The organism is Mycobacterium sp. IDUB_24, assembly GCF_055419385.1.
Map to the genome: position 1 here is coordinate 367600 of NZ_JBVAXO010000003.1, position 18944 is coordinate 386543.

At 65.6% G+C, this 18944-nt stretch carries 17 protein-coding genes and 1 tRNA gene; 10 read left to right on the forward strand and 8 right to left on the reverse strand.

Going from position 1 to position 18944, the window contains the following annotated elements:
• Positions 1-137 precede the first annotated feature (137 nt).
• Both ponA2 and ACZYZF_RS14270 read left to right on the forward strand, forming a co-directional pair.
• A complete protein-coding gene (gene ponA2 / locus ACZYZF_RS14265; protein WP_463836037.1) occupies positions 138-2600 on the forward strand; it encodes a transglycosylase/D,D-transpeptidase PonA2 in 2463 nt (820 codons plus the stop codon).
• A 118-nt stretch (positions 2601-2718) separates the two neighbouring features.
• Positions 2719-2874, forward strand: coding sequence for a hypothetical protein (locus tag ACZYZF_RS14270; protein ID WP_090431476.1), 156 nt, complete (start codon positions 2719-2721; stop codon positions 2872-2874).
• A 136-nt stretch (positions 2875-3010) separates the two neighbouring features.
• Here ACZYZF_RS14270 and ACZYZF_RS14275 read toward each other — a convergent pair whose 3' ends face one another.
• Complete coding sequence (locus ACZYZF_RS14275; protein WP_463836039.1) at positions 3011-3733, reverse strand: sensor domain-containing protein; 723 nt, start codon at positions 3731-3733, stop codon at positions 3011-3013.
• Positions 3734-3980: 247 nt separating this feature from the next.
• Between ACZYZF_RS14275 and ACZYZF_RS14280 the strand changes: the two genes are divergently transcribed.
• Complete coding sequence (locus ACZYZF_RS14280; RefSeq protein WP_463836040.1) at positions 3981-4628, forward strand: type IV toxin-antitoxin system AbiEi family antitoxin domain-containing protein; 648 nt, start codon at positions 3981-3983, stop codon at positions 4626-4628.
• On the forward strand, positions 4625-5386 hold the full coding sequence (locus tag ACZYZF_RS14285; RefSeq protein ID WP_463746597.1) for a nucleotidyl transferase AbiEii/AbiGii toxin family protein: 762 nt from the start codon (positions 4625-4627) through the stop codon (positions 5384-5386). The genes ACZYZF_RS14280 and ACZYZF_RS14285 overlap by 4 nt, the downstream gene beginning before the upstream one ends.
• A 28-nt stretch (positions 5387-5414) precedes the next feature.
• Here ACZYZF_RS14285 and ACZYZF_RS14290 read toward each other — a convergent pair.
• A tRNA-Ile gene (locus ACZYZF_RS14290) sits at positions 5415-5488 on the reverse strand.
• 94 nt (positions 5489-5582) lie between these two features.
• Between ACZYZF_RS14290 and ACZYZF_RS14295 the strand changes: the two genes are divergently transcribed.
• Entirely contained in the window at positions 5583-5963 is a 381-nt protein-coding gene (locus ACZYZF_RS14295) for a phage holin family protein (RefSeq protein ID WP_463836041.1), read from the forward strand.
• Positions 5964-5980: 17 nt separating this feature from the next.
• Positions 5981-7012 carry a threonine aldolase family protein gene (locus tag ACZYZF_RS14300; protein ID WP_463836043.1) on the forward strand — a complete coding sequence of 344 codons (1032 nt, stop codon included), beginning with the start codon at positions 5981-5983 and terminating at the stop codon, positions 7010-7012.
• 65 nt (positions 7013-7077) lie between these two features.
• Here the strand turns inward: ACZYZF_RS14300 and ACZYZF_RS14305 are convergent, their stop codons facing one another.
• Together ACZYZF_RS14305 and ACZYZF_RS14310 are read right to left on the reverse strand one after the other, a co-directional pair.
• On the reverse strand, positions 7078-7920 hold the full coding sequence (locus tag ACZYZF_RS14305; RefSeq protein WP_463747699.1) for a carboxymuconolactone decarboxylase family protein: 843 nt from the start codon (positions 7918-7920) through the stop codon (positions 7078-7080).
• A 7-nt stretch (positions 7921-7927) separates the two neighbouring features.
• Positions 7928-8833, reverse strand: a complete 906-nt coding sequence (locus tag ACZYZF_RS14310) for an Lrp/AsnC family transcriptional regulator (RefSeq protein WP_463747698.1) — start codon at positions 8831-8833, stop codon at positions 7928-7930.
• A gap of 217 nt (positions 8834-9050) precedes the next feature.
• Here ACZYZF_RS14310 and speB point away from each other — a divergent pair, with 217 nt between their 5' ends.
• From speB to ACZYZF_RS14325, 3 genes are read left to right on the forward strand one after another with little or no spacing between them, the layout of a single operon-like run.
• Positions 9051-10010 (forward strand): agmatinase, encoded by a 960-nt coding sequence (speB, locus tag ACZYZF_RS14315; protein ID WP_463747697.1) that lies wholly within the window; start codon positions 9051-9053, stop codon positions 10008-10010.
• Positions 10003-11607, forward strand: a complete 1605-nt coding sequence (locus ACZYZF_RS14320; RefSeq protein WP_463836045.1) for a thiamine pyrophosphate-binding protein — start codon at positions 10003-10005, stop codon at positions 11605-11607. Before speB ends, ACZYZF_RS14320 begins: the two co-directional genes overlap by 8 nt.
• Positions 11608-11621: 14 nt before the next feature.
• Positions 11622-13094, forward strand: coding sequence for a sodium:solute symporter family protein (locus ACZYZF_RS14325; protein WP_463836046.1), 1473 nt, complete (start codon positions 11622-11624; stop codon positions 13092-13094).
• Here ACZYZF_RS14325 and ACZYZF_RS14330 read toward each other — a convergent pair.
• The 4 genes from ACZYZF_RS14330 to ACZYZF_RS14345 are packed head-to-tail and all read right to left on the reverse strand — an operon-like array spanning position 13051 to position 17233.
• Positions 13051-13743, reverse strand: coding sequence for a YwaF family protein (locus tag ACZYZF_RS14330; protein WP_463836047.1), 693 nt, complete (start codon positions 13741-13743; stop codon positions 13051-13053). The genes ACZYZF_RS14325 and ACZYZF_RS14330 overlap by 44 nt on opposite strands.
• 15 nt (positions 13744-13758) lie before the next feature.
• On the reverse strand, positions 13759-15129 hold the full coding sequence (locus ACZYZF_RS14335) for a metallopeptidase TldD-related protein (protein WP_463836049.1): 1371 nt from the start codon (positions 15127-15129) through the stop codon (positions 13759-13761).
• A complete protein-coding gene (locus tag ACZYZF_RS14340; protein ID WP_463747692.1) occupies positions 15126-16643 on the reverse strand; it encodes a TldD/PmbA family protein in 1518 nt (505 codons plus the stop codon). Before ACZYZF_RS14340 ends, ACZYZF_RS14335 begins: the two co-directional genes overlap by 4 nt.
• Before the next feature lie 35 nt (positions 16644-16678).
• A complete protein-coding gene (locus tag ACZYZF_RS14345) occupies positions 16679-17233 on the reverse strand; it encodes a P-loop NTPase family protein (RefSeq protein ID WP_463747691.1) in 555 nt (184 codons plus the stop codon).
• Positions 17234-17266: 33 nt separating this feature from the next.
• Between ACZYZF_RS14345 and ACZYZF_RS14350 the strand changes: the two genes are divergently transcribed.
• The gene (locus tag ACZYZF_RS14350) at positions 17267-18934 is read left to right on the forward strand and encodes a sulfatase-like hydrolase/transferase (protein WP_463747690.1); all 1668 of its coding nucleotides are present in this window, start codon (positions 17267-17269) and stop codon (positions 18932-18934) included.
• Positions 18935-18944: the final 10 nt, after the last annotated feature.

An 18944-nucleotide genomic window follows, 5' to 3' on the forward strand; every position in this document is an offset into this window, starting at 1 on the left:
AAGCCCCGTCGGCCGCGGACTTCGGTCTCGGGAAAACCTTCAGATTCGACATTCCGGGCCTCTGAAATCACAACGTAGCCAACGTGTTGCGTGCGATATATCCATCGCCGACCCTTCACCCCTTTACGCTTGAGGACATGTCCGGCCCGCCACCGCGGTCGCGGTCTACGGTTGCCAAGTTGGCCATGCACTGTGTGCTGGCCGGATTACTCGCGGCGGTGTTGATGTTCCCCGTCGTCGGTGGCGTCGGCCTCATGACGGCACGGCTGTCCGACACGGTGGCACAGGATTCCGCGGAGGTGCTCAAAGGTGACGCACCGATCGTCACCACCATGGTCGACGCCACGGGCAAACCGATCGCCTGGCTGTACGAGCAGCGTCGATGGGCCGTTCCCGCCGATCGGATCGCCGACACCATGAAGCTGGCGATCGTCTCGGTGGAAGACAAGCGCTTCGTCGAACACAACGGCGTCGATGTCCAGGGAACTCTGAACGGTCTCTTCGGCTATATGCGGGGCATCGACGAGGTCCGCGGTGGGTCGACCATCGAGCAGCAGTACGTCAAGAACTACAACCTTCTGGTGAAAGCGAACACCGACGCCGAGCGCCGGGCTGCGGTCGAGATCAGCCCAGCACGCAAACTGCGTGAGATCCGGATTGCGCTGGCGATGGACAAGACCCTCCCCAAGAGCGAGATCCTGGCCCGATATCTGAATCTCGTGTCGTTCGGCAACGGATCCTTCGGAGTCCAGGACGCGGCCCGCACCTACTTCGGCGTCGATGCCGCCGACCTCACCTGGTCGCAAGCCGCGTTGTTGGCCGGTGTCGTGCGGTCCACCAGCGCGCTGAACCCCTACACCAACCCCGACGGTGCCCTGGCTCGGCGCAACCTCGTGCTCGACACGTTGATCGACTATCTGCCCGACCGTGCCGAGGAGTTGCGCGCCGCCAAGGCGGCACCGCTGGGGATACTCCCCCAGGCCGATCCGCTTCCGCAGGGCTGCATCGCCGCCGGGAATCGCGCTTTCTTCTGCGAGTACGTCCTGCAATACCTGGCACGTGCCGGGCTCACGATGGAGGACGTCGCGCGCAGCGGGTACCTGATCCGCACCACGCTCGATCCCAAGGTGCAGGACAGCGTCCAGTCAGCGATCGAGAAGTACGCAGACCCCAACGCCGCCGGGGTCGCGAGCGTGATGAGCGTGATCACGCCCGGCAAGGACACACATCGATTGGTCGCGATGGGCGACAGCCGCACCTACGGACTCGATCTCGATGCCAGGCAGACCGTGCAACCGCAGCCCTTTTCGTTGGCCGGTGACGGAGCCGGGTCGATCTTCAAGATTTTCACCACGGCCGCTGCTCTCGAGATGGGGATGGGCATCAAAACTCAACTCGATGTCCCCGGAACCTTCGTGGGCAAGGGCCTGGGTAGCAGTGACACTCCCGGTTGTCCGAAGGAAAGCTGGTGCGTGCGTAACGCTCACGGCTTCCCCGGCTCGCTGAATGTCACCGATGCCCTGGCACAATCGCCCAATACCGCGTTCGCCAAACTCATCTCACAGATCGGGGTACCGCGCGCGGTGGACATGGCGGTCCGCCTGGGACTGCGGTCCTATGCCGAACCCGGCAGTGCCCGCGATTACGACCCCGATTCCAACGAGAGCATCGCCGACTACGTCAAGCGGCAGAACATCGGATCCTTCACACTCGGCCCATTCGAACTCAACGCGCTGGAGTTGGCGAATGTCGGAGCGACCCTGGCCTCCGGCGGTACGTGGTGCCCACCGAGTCCGATCGACAAGATCTTCGATCGCAACGGGCATGAAGTCGGTGTGGAGACCGTTCCGTGCGACCAGGCAGTACCAGAGGGCCTTGCCAATACCTTGGCCAATGCGCTGGCCAAGGATCACTCGAGCGGAACCGCCGCCGGCGCAGCGAGTTCGGTCGGCTGGAAGCTACCGATGTCGGGCAAGACCGGCACCACCGAGGCTCACCGGTCATCGGGTTTCCTCGGCTTCACCAACCAGTACGCCGCGGCGAACTACGTCTTCGACGACTCGTCGTCACCATCGGGGCTGTGCTCATACCCGCTGCGCAAATGCGGCAACGGCACCCTGTTCGGCGGTACCGAGCCGGCGTTGACCTGGTATGCCGCAATGAGTCCCATCGCCGACGACTTCGGCACCGTCGCGCTGCCTCCCACTGATCCGCGCTATGTCGACGGCGGCCCCGGCGGCGAGGTGCCGAGCGTCAGCGGGATGAAGGTCGAAGAGGCGCGTAAACGGCTGTCGGAAGCCGGTTTCCGAGTAGCCGACAAACCCACAGCCGTCAACAGCAATGCTTCGAAGGGTTCGGTGGTCGGAACCACCCCGAGTGGCAGGACCATTCCCGGCTCGATCATCACCATCAACACCAGCACGGGCTATGTGCCACCGCCGCCGCCGGTCTTTGTGCCCGGTCCCGAGATTCCGCCGCCGCCAATGCTCAACGAGCTGGGGCCACCTCCGCCGCCCAACGTCATCGAGATCCCCGGCCTGCCGCCGATAACCCTGCCGGCCCCAGCTCCGCCGCCGCCACCGCCCCCACCGCCTGCGTAATCGCAGTTCAGGGCCGGCAATCCGGTGCCAAACCCACCGGCATGTTTGAAAATCGACGGATCGGGCAATTCTCCTGGCCGACAACACTTCAGTTGCACCCGAGAGGATCGAACCGACCATGATTGTGCTGGGCATCATTCTTCTGTTGATCGGCTACTTCGCCGGCATCTCGATCCTGTACACGATCGGCGGCATTTTGCTGGTGATCGGGATCATCCTGTGGATCCTCGGGGCCGTCGGCCGCCCCGTCGGCGGGCGAAAAGTGTGGTTCTAGCGGCCTACCTGCGTGACAATTCTGCTGGGAACCAATTGATTTCATAGTTCGACGCGCCACTGGAGATGCTGTGGCGAGTGTGCCCGCACACTCGCCACAGCATTTGTCTGTCCTACGTGCGAGCGGCGGACAAGCCCTAGGAAACGATGGGCGGGGCGTCGATCCGTGCCGAGATCTGCCTGACGATCTTGACAGCCGAATCCGCCGGGTTGGCACTGCAGGTGTTGACGTCGACCACGATGTTGTTGTTCGCGGTCAACGCGCGGCCACATGCCCATCCGCCGGCCTGGGCGTTGGACTGGGTGGCGACTGTGCTCAGCACGCCGTCTTTGTCCGAAATGGGCCCTGCGTCCCACTGCGTCCCGGATTGCGTGTGGGTGTAATGCTTGCACGCCGGCCACTGTCCGGCCGAGGAGTCATAAAAGGCCTTGGCCTGTTCGGCATCGGCGAATCGAACCACGGCCTGCTTGGCGTAATGAGCGAGAGCGTCCGGCTCCCCTAACGTCACCTCTTGCTCGTCGGTGAATCCACTGTCGGCGTACACGGGTGCCTGCGCGGCACCGTCCACCGCCAGGCACTCGCGGGGCTCCATCGTCCCACTGTCGTCGGACATTTGAGAGTCGCTACCGGTGACAACCATTTGCCCCGCCGCCAGCGCCGCATTGACCTGTTCGGTTGAGAGGAGTAATCGGGGCAGGGCTTTTTGCCGTAGCGGCGTAGGAGGAAACGACGTGATCATCGGTGTGGTCGAGGTCTTCTCGGCTGACTGTTCTGTTGATTGACCGCAGCCGGCGACAAGGGCGCAAACAGCAGTAATGATGATCGCGGTGGTCGCAATGCGCATTCGTCGTTCCCCCATTTCTGCGCCGGCACTCTTTGGTCACGGGGATGTCGACCCGTAGCCGATAAATCAAGGAAAACAGCGTAGGCGTAGCAGACGCAGGACATTGCCGATAACGTCCGAAGACTTTTCTGAACCGTTACCGAAACATCACCAGCGTCGACCCAGGGGGCGGTTGCGCCGACTTTCGCCTCCGAGACGCTTGCGTCATTAGTATGCATTTCGTACTGTTGAGGAATACGATTTGCATACCCAAGGACCAGTGATGGCACCGACCCGAAGTACTCCCATTCCGGTGGACCTCACTCAGGCACCGCTGAGAACAGTTCGCCCCAGCGACGCGGCGAGCATCTATGCCCATCCTCGTGCCCAGCTGGTGCGGCTTGCCGAACGTGGGCTGCTCCACCGACTCGCTGACGGCTATTACGTCGTCGTCCCCCAGGACATGGTGGGTCACAAGTGGATACCCGGGCTGGAATCAGCCGCAGCCGGAATCGGATCGGCGATCTACGGAGTAGAGGACGTCGTCGTGATGGGTGTGAGTGCCGCACGGCTGCACGGAGTGATTCCGCGCGCTCTGGCAACTGCTGTCGTCGCGGTGCCCCGACAGCATCGAGCGATCGTGTTGTCGGACCGCCCAGCGACCGTCCGGTTCGTCAAACGCGACACCACCAGCCTCGACGCCGAGCGCGTTCGTACAGAGTTGGGGCCGACGTTGACAACTACGCCTGAGCAAACGGTGCTCGATCTAGCCCATCGTCCCGACCTCGGCGACGCTCAAGCAGACGTCCCATCGGCTGTCGCCGACCTCTTCGCGCGCAGCGACAAGGACCGTCTCCGGGAGCTGGCGACCGAGCAACGCAGATTGGCCTCGCTCCACCGGGCCGAAGACTGGGTACGCGAGTTGTCATGAATCGAGACGAACGCGACTCGGTGGCAACACAGTTCGGCGTCTCCACAGAACAGGTCGAACGGGACCACCTCATCTCACATCTTCTGGCATTCCTCAGCCGTAGGTTCGGTGACCGGATCCATTTCATCGGGGGCACCGCCCTTGCCCGCACACATCTTCCGGAGGGCCGGCTCAGCGAGGACATCGATCTGATTGCTGTCGGCAGCCGTAAGGAAGTGGCGCGCGACCTTGACGTTGCACTTCCGCGCGCGGTCGCACGCACCCACGGCAGGATCGCCATCGAGCCTGCGTTGAGCAGTACCGCGGATACTCTCCCGGTGGTGCTGCGCCCGCTGGACGGAAATCCTGTGCGGCTGCAGCTGTTGTCGCCCCGAGACCGAGTCGTATGGCCGACCGAACGCCGAGAACTCGTTCAGCGTTATGCCGACGCTCCGCCCGCCACTCTCAACGTGCCAACCCTGCCGGCATTCGCAGCGTCCAAGACAGCGACGTGGGCCGATCGACACGCGCCGCGCGACCTTTGGGACCTATGGGCTCTCAGTGAGCTAGGCGCTATCGACAACACTGCGGCAGTGCTTTTTCGGCGGTATGGCCCCACCAATAAGGCTCCCGGTAGCTACCTGTTTAAACATCCGCCATCGCCAGCGGAATGGCACACGCAGTTGGCCGGCCAGACGAAACTCACCATCTCCGCGATTGAAGCACTTGACGCGGTCCGCCAGGCCTGGCGGCAAGCCGTTTCCAACGACAAGCAATAGTTCGCGGCCTCGGCGGACAAGTGTTGAGTGGGGCGGGCGGGGCTCGAACCCGCGACCAATGGATTATGAGTCCACGGCTCTAACCGACTGAGCTACCGCCCCCGGGCGCGTCTGCGCCGCAATATGGTCGCACACAGCACAAACGCAGGCGCCAATGAGGGGCCGCGGGCGGGCCCGGCGCGGCTACGCTCACCGCATGGTCCGCTTTCTCCTGCGCATAGCGATCTTCCTGGGTTCCTCGGCAATCGGCTTGCTGGTCGCCGCCTGGCTGGTTCCCGGCGTCTCGGTGTCGGCGTGGGGCTTCCTCACCGCGGTGGTGATCTTCGCCCTCGCACAGTCGATCCTGTCGCCGTTCTTCCTCAAGATGGCCAGCCGCTACGCCTCGGCATTCCTGGGCGGCATCGGGCTGATCTCCACTTTGGTCGCGCTAGTTCTGGCCTCGGCGCTCACCCATGGCCTCAGCATCCGCGGAATCGGGTCCTGGATCGCCGCCACCGTGGTGGTCTGGCTGGTCACGGCCGCGGCCACGGTGGTGTTGCCGGCGCTGTTCCTCAAGAAGAAGGTCGCCTCGAAGTAGCAGTCCGCGGTGGGATCATGGCGGACGTGCCTTCTCATGCGTTCGCCTCGGACAATGCCGCACCTGCACACCCGAACGTGATCGATGCGATCGTCGCGGCCAACAATGGCGCCGTCGCGTCGTACGGCAACGATCCCACCACACAACGCGCAGCCCAAGCCGTCAAGGCCGCGTTCGACTCCCCCGACGCCGAGGTTCTGTTCGCACTCACCGGCACGGCGGCCAATATCATCGCGCTGGCGTCGGCCGTGCGGCCGTGGCAGGAGATCCTGTGCAGCGACATCGCACACTCGCTGGTCGACGAGGCAGGTGGGCCGGTCCGGCTGTCGGGCGCTCCTGTGACAAAGCTGCCCAGCGACAACGGTCTGATCGACCCGTCAGTGCTCGACATCGCGGTGGCCCGCCGCGGCCCGGTGCACCATTCGCAGCCACGGGTCGTCACCATCACTCAGTCCACCGAGAACGGCCGCGTCTGGAGTCCGCCCGCCATCAAGGACTTCATCGACCATGCCCACGATCTCGACCTGCTCGTGCACGTTGACGGCTCCCGCATCGCCAATGCCATTGCAGCCCTGGATATCTCTGCGTCGGAGGCCATCGCCGACGCGGACATCGTCACCGTGGGCGGCACCAAGAACGGCATGCTGATGGGCGACGTGATCCTGGTGCGCCGTCCCGAGTTGTTCGACGGAATTCACTTCGTGCAGAAGCAGATCGGCCACCTGGCCAGCAAGCAACGCTTCATCGCGGCGCAGTTCGAGGCGATCTTGCGCGATGAGCTGTGGCTGCAGACAGCTGCCCACGCCAATCTGATGGCCGCCCGCCTCAGCAAGGGCTTGCACGCGCTCGGCCTGCCACTGGCCGCGCCCACGGAAGCCAACGAGATATTCGTCGACCTCGAACCCGCTGCCTACGCCGCGGTCTCGGCGGGCTACTCCGTCCACCGTCCCGATCCGCACCGGCCCACCGTTCGGTTCGTGTGTTCGTGGGCCACCACCGAAGCCGAAGTCGATGACGTTCTGCGCCTCGTGTCGTCGATTTCTACCTGAGGGTGGTGGTTTCCGAGGGGCGCCAACCCACAGGTGAAAATCGGCGCAGGGCACGCCCGCGAATCTCAGCTGTAGATGGGCTGGCCGTCGGCCCCCAGCCGGTACTCCTCGGTGCCCTCGTCGACGCGGGCACCGTCGGCCCCGAGCGCGACTGCCACCTTGTTGCACGCGTTACGCATGACGTCGAGGGTCAGTTCGACCGCCTCATCCTGCGAAAAGTGTTGGCGTAGTTCGTCACCTGACACCTGGGCCGGAGTCCAGATCAGCGCGTCGACGTACCGCAGCGCGGCTTTGTGCCGTTCCGAAAGGTTCGAGTTCTCGAAGTCGTCGATGCCGTCGTAGTCCGACTCGGTAGCACCGGCCTCCAGTGCCCCGGCTTCCCGCAGCGACTTGCACAACCGGCAGTTGTGCTGACGGGCCCCACGCAGCCGCACGATCTCGGAGGTCACCGGGTCCAGCTCACGCATCCGCCCCACCGCGGGAATGAAGGTGTCGAGCACATAGTCGGCTGCGTTTGTCTCGTGGTCCCAGACGACGGGCTCGGCCGGCCAGTCCACACCCAGGGCGGACAACCCGGCGCGCATCCGCGGCACGAAGTCGGCCACATAGATCAGCGTCGTCACGGTGAACACATCGGGCCCGAGCAGGTCGGAGAACGCGGCCCGCTGGGCGGCGGTGATCCCGGTGACGTCGATGCTGAACTGCTCGGCGAACTCGGTGACCATGGGATCGACGGCGCCGCCGCGGCTCTCCGCCGGCAGAGGCGGCAGCCCCAGCGTCGACGCACACACCTCACGCACGTCGGCATTGATATCGGCCAACTTTGGTGGAGACAGCGCAACCAGGTGCGTCAACTCGCTGAGCAGATCGGCAGACACACCGGCAGTATCCACCACCGCGTCCGGCATCGTGCGGTTACCCGGCCCCTGATTGAAAGATGTCCAGACCCGAGGCGTAGCTCTCCTTGATCACGTCCAGATGTACCCAGCTGTCGACCACTCCGACGCCGGGCAACGCGCGAACCGCATCGAGGATTTCGACCAGTTGCGCCGCCGAGAACGCCCGCACCGTGGCCAACAGGTCGAAGTGACCGAGGGTGCGCGCCACGAAGATCACCGACCGCATCCCCAGCAGCGCCGACACCACCTCACCGCCCGCCCCGGTCAGCCGGATGCCGAGACCCAGCGCACTCTGGCGATCCTGCCCGGAATGGCGGACCACTGCGCCGACGCGCACCACCTGAGATTCGACCAACCGCACCACGCGCCGTCGCGCTCCCGCAGGCGAAAGTCCCACCGTCTCGGCAAGATCCACATAGGACGCCCGCCCGTCATCCTGCAAGGCCCGTAGCAGCGCCAGATCCAGATCATCGACGTCGACGCTGACATCCCCGACCGGGCCGACGACGTCGCGCAGCACCTCGACATAGGTGAGCGTGTCGACCCCGACGACACCCTCCATCGCACGCAACTCGGCGACCACGCCGTCGATGTCGCGGATCGACCCGACCCGCACCTCCGCGATCAGCCCGTGCGCACCGCTGGTCAGCGATAGGAACGCGATGTCGGCGCGCTGCGCCAGGCTTGTCGCGATCCGGGTGACCGGTCCGTCGACCATCACGCTCACATGAGCCAGGGCGCCACGGCCGAGCACCGCGGGGTGTACGACGCCGCGAATCACCACTTGCCCGGCGTCGATCAGACGTTGCGTCCGCGCAGCCGCTGCCGATCGCGACAGCCCGACCCGCTGCGCGATGTCACGGTGAGTCAACCGCCCATCGCCCTCCAGCAGGCTGATGATCGCCTCGTCGACCTCGTCCACTCGACACCGCCCGAAATTCAGCCGAAAAATTTTCCCCGCAAATCTACCGGCACAAAGATCATCATCGGCACGATTCTCCGCGTCTTCTGATCGAAATGATATTCGGCACCGTCACATCAATATCTCCGTGCCGCATCTGATGATCGAATCGATTGCATGTCCTGAGCTGCGGGTTTACCGTAACGCACATCACATTGACCGCAGAGGAAGTGACAGCATGTCCACCCCGATCGGCCCCGTCGACGCATCCAAGATCCCGCGCTTCGCCGGCCCGGCCACCTTCGCCCGCCTGCCCCGACTCGACCAGGTCACCAATGCATCCCAGAAGGCAGAAGTGGTCGTTGTCGGTATTCCTTTCGACTCCGGTGTGTCCTACCGTCCCGGTGCCCGGTTCGGTCCCACCCACGTGCGCGAGTCCTCTCGTCTGCTGCGGCCGTACAACCCCGCCATGGACGTGTCCCCGTTCGAGCTCATCCAGGTCGCCGATGCCGGCGATATCGCGGTCAACCCCTTCAACATCCACGAGGCGATCGAGACCATCGAAGGCGCCGCCCGCGACCTCACTTCCGACGGCACCAAACTGGTGACCATCGGCGGCGACCACACCATTGCGCTGCCCCTGCTGCGCGCCGCGGCCGCCAAGCACGGCCCCGTCGCACTGGTGCACTTCGACGCTCACCTCGACACCTGGGACACCTACTTCGGTGCCGAGTACACCCACGGCACGCCCTTCCGCCGCGCCGTCGAGGAGGGCATTCTCGACACCGAGGCGCTGTCGCACGTCGGTACGCGGGGGCCGCTGTACGGCAAGAAGGACCTCGAGGACGACCGCCGATTCGGCTTCGGCATCGTCACCTCCTCCGACGTGTATTACCAAGGCGTACGCGAGGTCGTCGACAAGCTTCGCCAGCGCCTCGGGAACCGGCCCGTCTACGTGTCGATCGACATCGACGTGCTCGACCCGGCTCACGCGCCCGGCACCGGAACGCCCGAGGCCGGCGGCATGACCAGCCGCGAGCTGCTGGAGATCCTGCGCGGGTTCCGCGGCCTGAACCTGGTGGGCGCCGACGTGGTCGAGGTGGCTCCCGCCTACGACCATGCCGAGATCACCGGTGTCGCCGCGTCGCACGTCGCCTACGATCTGGTGTCTCTGCTGGCCTTGGGCCCTGATGCGTAACGGCGGCGACCTTGTCGTCGAAACCCTTACCGCGCTGGGTGTCTCGCATGTGTTCGGCATCCCGGGCCAGAACGCGCTGGGCCTGTTCGACGCCATCCGGCGCAGTGACCTGACGTTCGTCAGCTCAAGGGTGGAGAACAACTCCGCGTTCGGCGCCGACGGCTACAGCCGCGTGACCGGCGAGGTCGGCGTGCTGTTCCTGTCAACCGGGCCGGGCGCGCTGACCGCACTCGGCGCGCTGCAGGAGGCCTACGCCACCGGGGTGCCGGTGCTCGTGATCGCCAGTCAGGTGCCGCGATCCGGCATGGGACTGCGCCGCGGGATGCTGCACCAGCTCGACGATCAGAAAGCCAGTGCGGTCAACGTCACCAAAAGTGTTGCCACCGTGCGGCAGGCCGCCGAAATTCCCAGCCTGATCGCCGACGCCTACGCACTCGCACGCTCGGCGCCGGCGGGGCCGACGTGGGTGGAGATTCCGCAGGACGTGCTGCTGGAGCCGACGACGGTACCGTCAGTGACCGCGCTCGGGGCGACGCCGACGCAACGCGCCCCGCGTGGCGAGCTGGTGCGGGAGGCCGCGACCTTGCTGAATTCGGCGCGTCGACCGGTCATCTTGGCCGGCGGGGGCGTGCGCAGGTCGGCCGGCGGATCGGAGGCGTTGCTGGCATTGGCTGAAAAGCTGGGCGCCCCGGTGGTTTCCACGGTCGGCGGCAAGGGCGCCATCTCCTTCGGCCACCCGCTGTCGGCGGCATCCTGGATCGAGGACCGCTACACCACCGAGTTGTTGGAAGATGCCGATGTGTTGGTTGCGATCGGCACCGCGATGGGCGAGGTCACCAGCAACTACTTCACGTTCTCCCCGCACGGACAGATCATCCATATCGATGCCGAGGCGCGCGTACTCGAGGCCAACCACCCCGCACTCGCCATCCACGCCGACGCCGCACAGGCGATGCGTGCCCTGGCCGGGCACGTCGAATCTCGCGACAACGCCTTCGGCGTCACGCAGGCCGCCGCATTGCGAAGCGCTGTGCAGGACAGGCTTTCCGGGCAGGACGTAGCCACCGAACTGCAGCTGATGGCCGATCTACGGGGCGCGGTCCCGTCGAGCACCCACACTTTCTGGGACATGACGATTGCCGGGTACTGGGCCTGGTCGGTGTGGGACCCGCAAGACGGTGCCTTCCATTCCGCCCAGGGTGCAGGTGGTTTGGGTTTCGCGTTCCCGGCCGCGTTGGCCGCGGCGATCGCGACAGGCGAACGCACCTTCGCAGTATCCGGTGACGGCGGGGGTATGTACTCGATCGCCGAATTGGCCACCGCCCGCCAGCACCACGCCAACGTCACCTGGCTGATCGTCGACGACGGCGGCTACGGGATCCTCCGTGAGTACATGACGGCCGAGTTCGGCACCGCGACCGCCACCGAACTCGCCAGGCCCGACTTCGCCCGGCTCGCAGCCAGTTTCGGGATTCCCGCGCACACTGCCGGACCCGACACCGTCGGAGAGATCGTGGCCGCCACGTTCGACACCGACGGCCCGGCCGTTGTCGTCCTGCCCGCAGTGCTCAAGATGTTCGCTCCCACTCACCTCTGACCGAAGGAACCATCGTGGGTAAACCAGTCGATATCGCGATCGTCGTCGTCTATCTCGTGGCAATGCTCGCCTTCGGATTCTGGGGCAAGTCCCGCACCAAGGACTCCGCTGACTTCCTGGTCGCGGGCCGACGCCTCGGGCCCGCGTTGTACACCGGCACCATGGCGGCCGTCGTCCTCGGCGGCGCGTCGACCGTCGGCGGCGTCGGCCTGGGCTACAAATGGGGAGTTTCGGGTATGTGGCTGGTGGTGGCGATCGCCGTCGGCCTACTGGCACTGAGTCTTTTGTTCGCCGGACCTATTCAGCGGCTCCGGGTCTACACGGTCGCGCAGATGCTGAGCCTGCGCTACGGGGTCGACGCGACGTCCGCCTCCGGGCTGGTGATGGCGGCCTACACCCTCATGCTGTCGGTCACCTCCACCATCGCCTACGCGACCGTGTTCAACGTCCTGTTCGGCACGGGCCGAACGCTTTCGGTGGTCATTGGCGGCGCGGTCGTCATGCTGTACTCGTCGATCGGTGGCATGTGGTCGATCACCCTGACCGACATGGTGCAGTTCGTGCTCAAGACCATCGGCGTGTTCTTCCTGCTGCTGCCGTTCACCTGGCACCGGGCCGGCGGATTCGACGGCATCCGCGACCGCGCCGGTGACACTGTCTTCAACCTCACCGCAATCGGAACCGACACCATCATCACGTTCTTCGTGGTCTACAGCTTCGGAATGCTGATCGGACAGGACATCTGGCAGCGGGTCTTCACCGCCCGCTCACCGCAGGTAGCGCGGTGGGGTGGAACCACGGCCGCCGTCTACTGCGTGTTCTACGGGATCGCAGGGGCATTGATCGGCCTGGCGGCATCGACCTTCATGCCTGATATCAAGGCCAAGGATGACGTGTATGCCCAGATCGCGGAAGCGATTCTGCCCGTGGGTATCAGCGGTATCGTGCTCGCCGCGGCCGTCGCCGCGATGATGTCCACCGCCTCGGGCGCACTGATCGCCACCGCCACGGTGGCCCGCACCGACATCAAGCCGCTGCTGCTGCGCATGCTCGACCGCAAGCCCGAGCAAGCCGAAAACCCAGAGGTGGACGTGCATTCCGACCGCCGCTATGTCGCGGTGCTCGGCGTCATCGTGATCATCATCGCCGCGTTGCTCAACGACGTGGTCGGCGCCCTGACCATCGCCTACGACATCCTGGTCGGCGGATTGCTGGTGCCGATCATCGGCGGGTTCCTGTGGAAGCGCGCCACCGGCGCGGGCGCGTTGGCGGCAATGGCGGTCGGCACGATCGTCACGCTGGGAACCATGGCAGTCGTCGGCGATGTGCTGGCGAACGAGCCCATCTACTACGGCCTGGTGTCCAGCCTGATCACGTACGTCGTCGTGAGCCTGGCGACTCCGCGTACCTCCGCGCGGGTGTTGCAGGTGTGGGACGAGCGCCTCAGTGGCCGCGAACCCGTCGACGTTCCCATGGCCACGTCATGAGCGCCCACACGACTGCCACCAAGGAACTTGCCACCAGCACGTAGACCGGCCACGGACCCATCAGATCGAGCAACGACGCAGTGGAAGGTTTGGCGTTGAGGAATCCGTAGTCGGTGCCGGCAATACCGTTGAACGCCATGGTGACCACGGCCCACACCGCGGTCACCAGCACCACCAATCGATAGTCACGCCACCGCGGACGCATCCCGCGCCCCCAGGTCAAATAGATTGCCGCCCAGACCACGAGCAGGTGGATGGACCAGAACGCCAGGAATTCGTAGTGCGGGAAGTCTGGGCTCTTGAGCACCGGTGAGATGAGGGCCTGGATGCTCAGCACGAGGCCCCAGTAGTAGGTGAGCACAAATGCCCAGTGCCGCTGCGACCACAGCGCGTAAGCCCCGACGACGGTCGCCAAGTCGGTCAACCGCAACGGCACCGACCGGTCGATCGACGGCGGGATGAGCGTGTAGGCGAGCATCGCGACGTAGATCGCTGCTGTCAGCGCGCCGAGGATACGGCCGAATATCCTTGATTGGTGGCCGCTCTGGCGCCGCCCGAGCCAGACCACCAGCACCGCGCCGGAGACAAACACGGCGATGGCGGCCCAGTGCGACGGGCCGTACACCGTGAATTGCCGCGCCGACAACACATCGGCCTCCCTACCTCATTGCGCCTGACTCACCGAGGACATGTGGAAATCCGGGATCCGTAGTGTTGGCATGGATGCCCGGGTGGCCCAATCACCCCATTCGCGCGGCAGGGTGACCTCGCTGAGGCCGGCCTCGGTGGCGCGCCGCAAAAGATCCAGCGGGCTCTCGTTGAACCGGAAGTTGTTCACCGCAGCAGTCACCTCGCCGTCCTCGATGAGGTAGACGCCGTCCCGCGTGAGCCCGGTCAGCAGCAGCACCGTCGGGTCGACCTCGCGGATGTACCACAGCGTGGTCAGCAGGAGTCCGCGTTCGGTACCGGCGATCATGTCGGCCAGTTCGGTTGTGCCACCGGTCATCAGCAGGTTGTCTGCCGGCACCGCGACGGGTGTGCCGTATTCGGCAGCTACCGCCCGCGGGTAGGCCAACGCGTTGACCACACCGTCGCGGATCCAGTCGACCCGGCCGATGTCCATGCCGTTGTCGAAGATCGACACTCGCTCCGAAGAGGTCGGTGTCGCGACGAACGGTTGGCAGGCAAGCGCTTCGGCGAGCGGGTCGGAGTACAACGTCAGCCCCAGATCGGTGAGCTTCTCCCCCACTCGCGTCCCGCCAGGAGCCGACAGGGCCGTCCGCCCTTCTTGCGCTCCGCGGCCGTCCATGGCCCAGGTCAGGTAGATCATCATGTCGGCCACCGTCGAGGGCGGCATCAGTGTTTCGTATCGGCCGGCCGGAAGTTCGACGGTCCGCTCGGCCCAGCCCAACTTGAGCGACAATTCGTCGAGCAACGAATCCACCTGCACATCAGCGAAATCCGCGGTACTCACCCCGGACCAGGCGCTGGCCCCAGCACGCTTGGCGTTGATCTCCACTGACCCCGTCGGCTGGGTGTAGCGACGCCGCAGGCCGGTCGAGGTGGCCACGAACGTCGTCTCCATGACGTGGCGGGCATACCCGTAAAGCTGGTCGGAACCGGCGAATCCCTTGGCCAGATCGCCGGCGATGCCGGCGAACACCTGCGTACCGGTGCCCGCCACCGGCGCATCCCAATCGGCCGGTATCCCCGCGCCCGGCAGTGGCGGTGCGGCGTCACGCGCCTCAGGCGAGGCCACCGCCGCACGCTGAGCGGCCGCCACCAGTTCCGGGATCACCGCCGGATCCACCTCGGTGGAGCGCACCGACCCGACATGTGCCTTGTCCCCGCGGCGCATGATCGAGATCACCGTGATGGTGCGGCTGACCGTCTCACCGTTGGTGGTCATCGAGTTCCCGGCCCACCTCAGCGACGCATCGGTGCGGTCGGTGACCAACACTACGGTTTCGCGGGCTCCGTCCCGCTGATCGGCAGCGGCCAAAGCGATGTCGACGACCTGCTGTGCGCCGATCATCGGCCGCCCTCCGTCCGGGTGTTCAGTACGTTGATGCCGCGGAACAGCGCGCTCGGGCAACCATGGCTGACCGGCGCCACCTGCCCGGGCTGGGCCTTACCGCAATTGAATGCCCCGCCGAGCCGCCAGGTGGACGGGCCTCCGACAGCTTCCATCGCACCCCAGAAATCGGTGGTGGTGGCCTGGTACGCCACATCGCGCAATTGCCCGTCGAGCCGGCCGTCCCGGATCCGGTAGAACCGCTGGCCGGTGAACTGGAAGTTGTACCGCTGCATGTCGATTGACCAGGATTTGTCGCCGACGACGTAGATGCCGTCGGACACCCGCGAGATCAGGTCGTCAGTGCTCAGATCCTCCGGACCGGGCTGCAGGGAGACATTGGCCATCCGCTGGATCGGAACGTGGTGTGGCGAATCGGCATACGAGCAGCCGTTGGAGCGAGACTGACCAAGACGAGGCGCGAACACTCGGTCCAGTTGGTACCCGACAAACACGCCGTCGCGCACCAGGTCCCAACTCTGGGCCCGCACCCCTTCGTCGTCGAAACCGACGGTGGCCAAGCCGAATTCCACGGTGCGGTCTGCCGTCACATTCATCACCGGCGAGCCGTAGCGCATGGCGCCGAGTTTGTCCGGGGTGGCGAACGACGTCCCGGCGTAGGCCGCCTCATAGCCGATGGCCCGGTCGTATTCAGTGGCGTGCCCGATGGATTCGTGAATTGTCAGCCACAGGTTGGACGGGTCGATCACCAGGTCGGTGGGGCCGGCAATGACCGACGGCGCTTTGGTCTTCTCGGCCAGCAGCGTTGGCAGCTCCGCCAGCTCAGAGGTCCAGTCCCACACCTCATCGCCGGCGAGTGCTTCCCAGCCCCGAGCGGTCGGCGGCGCCAGGGTGCGCATCGTCTCGAACGACCCGGCAGCGGGGTCGACGGCCACCGCCTCCATCGTCGGCATCACCCGTACCCGCTGCTGGGTGACAGACGATCCGAAGGTGTCGGCGTAGAAGGTCTGTTCCTTGACGGCATTCACCCCGGCCGACACGTGGTCCACCCCGTCGGACGCCAGCAGCCGGCTCGAATATTCGCCGAGCAACGCGATCTTGTCGGAAGCGGGGACCACGAACGGGTCGACGCCGTAATCGGACACCCAGGTCAGATCGGAGTAGACCGGTTCGACGGCCAACTCGATGCGCTCGGCATTCAGCGGCGCGAGCGTCCTGGCCACCTGCACGGCGCGGCGGGCCGTATCGGCCGCCACTGCCGGTGCCAGTTCGGCATGAGAGGCGAATCCCCACGCGCCGTCGACGATCACCCGCACCGCCAACCCCACTTCACGGTTGACCACCGACATCTCCAACTCGCCGTCGCGTAGCTGGATGATCTCGGTGGTGATGCGGTGAACCCGCAGATCGGCATAGCTGGCGCCCGCGGCGGCGGCCGCGGCAAGTGCCGCGTCAGCCAACTCGAACCGGGGCAGCTCCAGGAAGTCGGCGTCCACGCGTCGTTGAGCTGTCACGCCCCCACGGTAGCGGCGCCGCGGGCCGGCTTGGTTCAGGTAGGAGCAACGCGGCTCAACCAGGCCTCGACATCACGGTGGCGCGTGAATCGGACGATGTGCAGGTGGGGCAACTGCGGTCCCAGCACAGGGATACTGTCGCGGAGCTTGTTTCGAGTGCGGAAACCCCAGCGCAGGATGTGGTCCGAGTCAGTGAAGATCGTGCGCAGAGGCGGTTCGGTGTTGCCATTCCACAACTCGACGCGGCGGACTCGTCTTCGAACGGTGCGACGCGTCAACTGACGCATGGCCACCGGGGTCGGCAGGTCGAGCCACAGCAGCGTGTCCGCTCGCGCCAGGATCTGACCTCGCACGGCGCGGTACTGCCACTCGATCACCCAGGAATCTCCCGCGATGAACTGTTCAACGTCGCTGATGAACGTGGGCCGGGGTTCCCAGCCCGGTCCGTGATACAGACTGTCGATCTCGACGTACGGAAGGTCGAACTGGCGCGACAGTCGCGTCGCAAGCGTCGTCTTGCCCGACCCTGTCGTCCCGGCGACGGCGATGCGTCGCGGCTCCCAGGTCACCGAATCTTGAGCCGTCAACACCACACCGATCGTAGCGAGGCCTAACCTGGCTGGATGGCAGAGCTCAGCAGGAGGACAGTCCTGGGTGGTGCGGCAGTGGCCGCCGGCGCGGCCGCGGTCGGATTCGGCGGCTATGAGTTGCTGGGCAGACGCAGCCCGGGCGTGGCCGCGCAGCCGAACATCCTTGTCGTGATGGTCGACCAGATGCGGGCGCCGCAATGGTTCCCCGATGCGCAGCAACTCGGCGCACTGCTGCCGAACCTCGACCAGCTGCGCACGCGCAGCACCTCGTTCGGCTCGCACTACAGCGCGTCGAACATGTGCACACCGTCGCGCGGGGTACTGACCACAGGGCTGTACTCCCACCAGACCGGGTGCCTGTACACCGGCGAAGGTCCGACGGAGTCGACGCTGGCGGCCCGGTTCCCCACGTGGGGGACGATGCTGCGCGACGCCGGCTACCGCACCTGGTGGTGGGGCAAGTGGCACCTGGGCAGCGCGGCCGACAACACACCCGACGGCCTGGACGTCCACGGCTTCTCCGGCGGCACGTACCCATCCCCCAACGGCGCGCCGAACCAGGGCCTGCAGCAGGACCCGTCGATCGTCGATCAGTTCGCCGGGTGGTTCGACGCCCACGCGAACGAGGGCCCCTGGTGCACCACAGTGTCGCTGGTCAACCCGCATGACATCTGCTGGTGGCCGAAAAACCCTCTGCCGGAAGATGTTCCGCGCCGGTTCAGTGCGAAGCCGGTAAATTTCGAGACCGCCGACGATCTGCGTCGTCGTGGCAAGCCCCAATTGCAGATCGACTACATGAACTTCATGTCGCCCCTGATGACCGGTGCGATGGACTACACCGGGCCAGAGTCAGCCGCGCAGTGGGCACGGTGCCTGGACATGTACCTGTGGCTGCATCAGCAGGTGGACACCCAGATCGGCCGGGTGCTCGACACGCTGGCGACCCGGCCGGACATCGACGAGAACACCATCGTCGTGTTCACGTCCGACCACGGCGAGTACGCCGGGTCGCACGGCCTGCGCGGCAAGGGGGCCGCCGTCTACGAGGAGAGCATCCGGGTACCGCTCTACATCCGCGATCCGTCGGGTCGCCTGACACCGGGGCCCGGCGACACCCGCACCCAGCTGACTTCCAGCGCCGACCTGGCGCCGCTTTTGATGACCATCGCCCACGGGGGTGCGAGCTGGCGGTCGGACTCCCGCTACTCCTACCTGGCGAGCCGCGCCGACATCGCCGGGATCGCCTCCGACGCAGCGGCTTCGGGCCGACCGTGGATCGCGCATGCCACCGACGACATGTCAGTGGAGGAGATGGCCGCCTTGATGAAATCGCCACTGGCGAAGAAGTTCTTCGGCGCTTCCGGCCCACCCACCGAGATTCCGACCTCGGCGCCCAGCCACATCGTCGCCGTACGTACGCCGCAGGCCAAGCTCGGCATGTACACGTACTGGAAGCCCGGCAGTATGGACATCGACGCCTCCCGGCCCATCCATCACGAGTTGTACGACTACACAACCGATTCCGGTATTCAAGAGCTCGACAACCAGGCCGGCCGGAGCGCCAAGCAGGCCGACCTGCAGGCTTTGCTCGACCACGAGGTATCGCCCGAATTGCGGGCCCCGCTGCCGGGGTTCCTCGATGAGGCGCAGGAGCAGGGGTTGGCGAATATGAAGGAGCTCGCCACTTTGCGCGGAGGCTGAGCCGACCAAA

Coding starts and splice junctions, on each gene's coding strand:
- ACZYZF_RS14285 (WP_463746597.1), top strand. CDS start 4,625: ATGAATCGAGACGAACGCGACTCGGTGGCAACACAGTTCGGCGTCTCC.
- ACZYZF_RS14275 (WP_463836039.1), bottom strand. CDS start 3,733: ATGGGGGAACGACGAATGCGCATTGCGACCACCGCGATCATCATTACT.
- ponA2 (WP_463836037.1), top strand. CDS start 138: ATGTCCGGCCCGCCACCGCGGTCGCGGTCTACGGTTGCCAAGTTGGCC.
- ACZYZF_RS14350 (WP_463747690.1), top strand. CDS start 17,267: ATGGCAGAGCTCAGCAGGAGGACAGTCCTGGGTGGTGCGGCAGTGGCC.
- ACZYZF_RS14300 (WP_463836043.1), top strand. CDS start 5,981: ATGGCGGACGTGCCTTCTCATGCGTTCGCCTCGGACAATGCCGCACCT.
- ACZYZF_RS14320 (WP_463836045.1), top strand. CDS start 10,003: ATGCGTAACGGCGGCGACCTTGTCGTCGAAACCCTTACCGCGCTGGGT.
- ACZYZF_RS14280 (WP_463836040.1), top strand. CDS start 3,981: ATGGCACCGACCCGAAGTACTCCCATTCCGGTGGACCTCACTCAGGCA.
- ACZYZF_RS14305 (WP_463747699.1), bottom strand. CDS start 7,920: ATGCCGGACGCGGTGGTGGATACTGCCGGTGTGTCTGCCGATCTGCTC.
- ACZYZF_RS14270 (WP_090431476.1), top strand. CDS start 2,719: ATGATTGTGCTGGGCATCATTCTTCTGTTGATCGGCTACTTCGCCGGC.
- ACZYZF_RS14335 (WP_463836049.1), bottom strand. CDS start 15,129: ATGATCGGCGCACAGCAGGTCGTCGACATCGCTTTGGCCGCTGCCGAT.
- ACZYZF_RS14295 (WP_463836041.1), top strand. CDS start 5,583: ATGGTCCGCTTTCTCCTGCGCATAGCGATCTTCCTGGGTTCCTCGGCA.
- speB (WP_463747697.1), top strand. CDS start 9,051: ATGTCCACCCCGATCGGCCCCGTCGACGCATCCAAGATCCCGCGCTTC.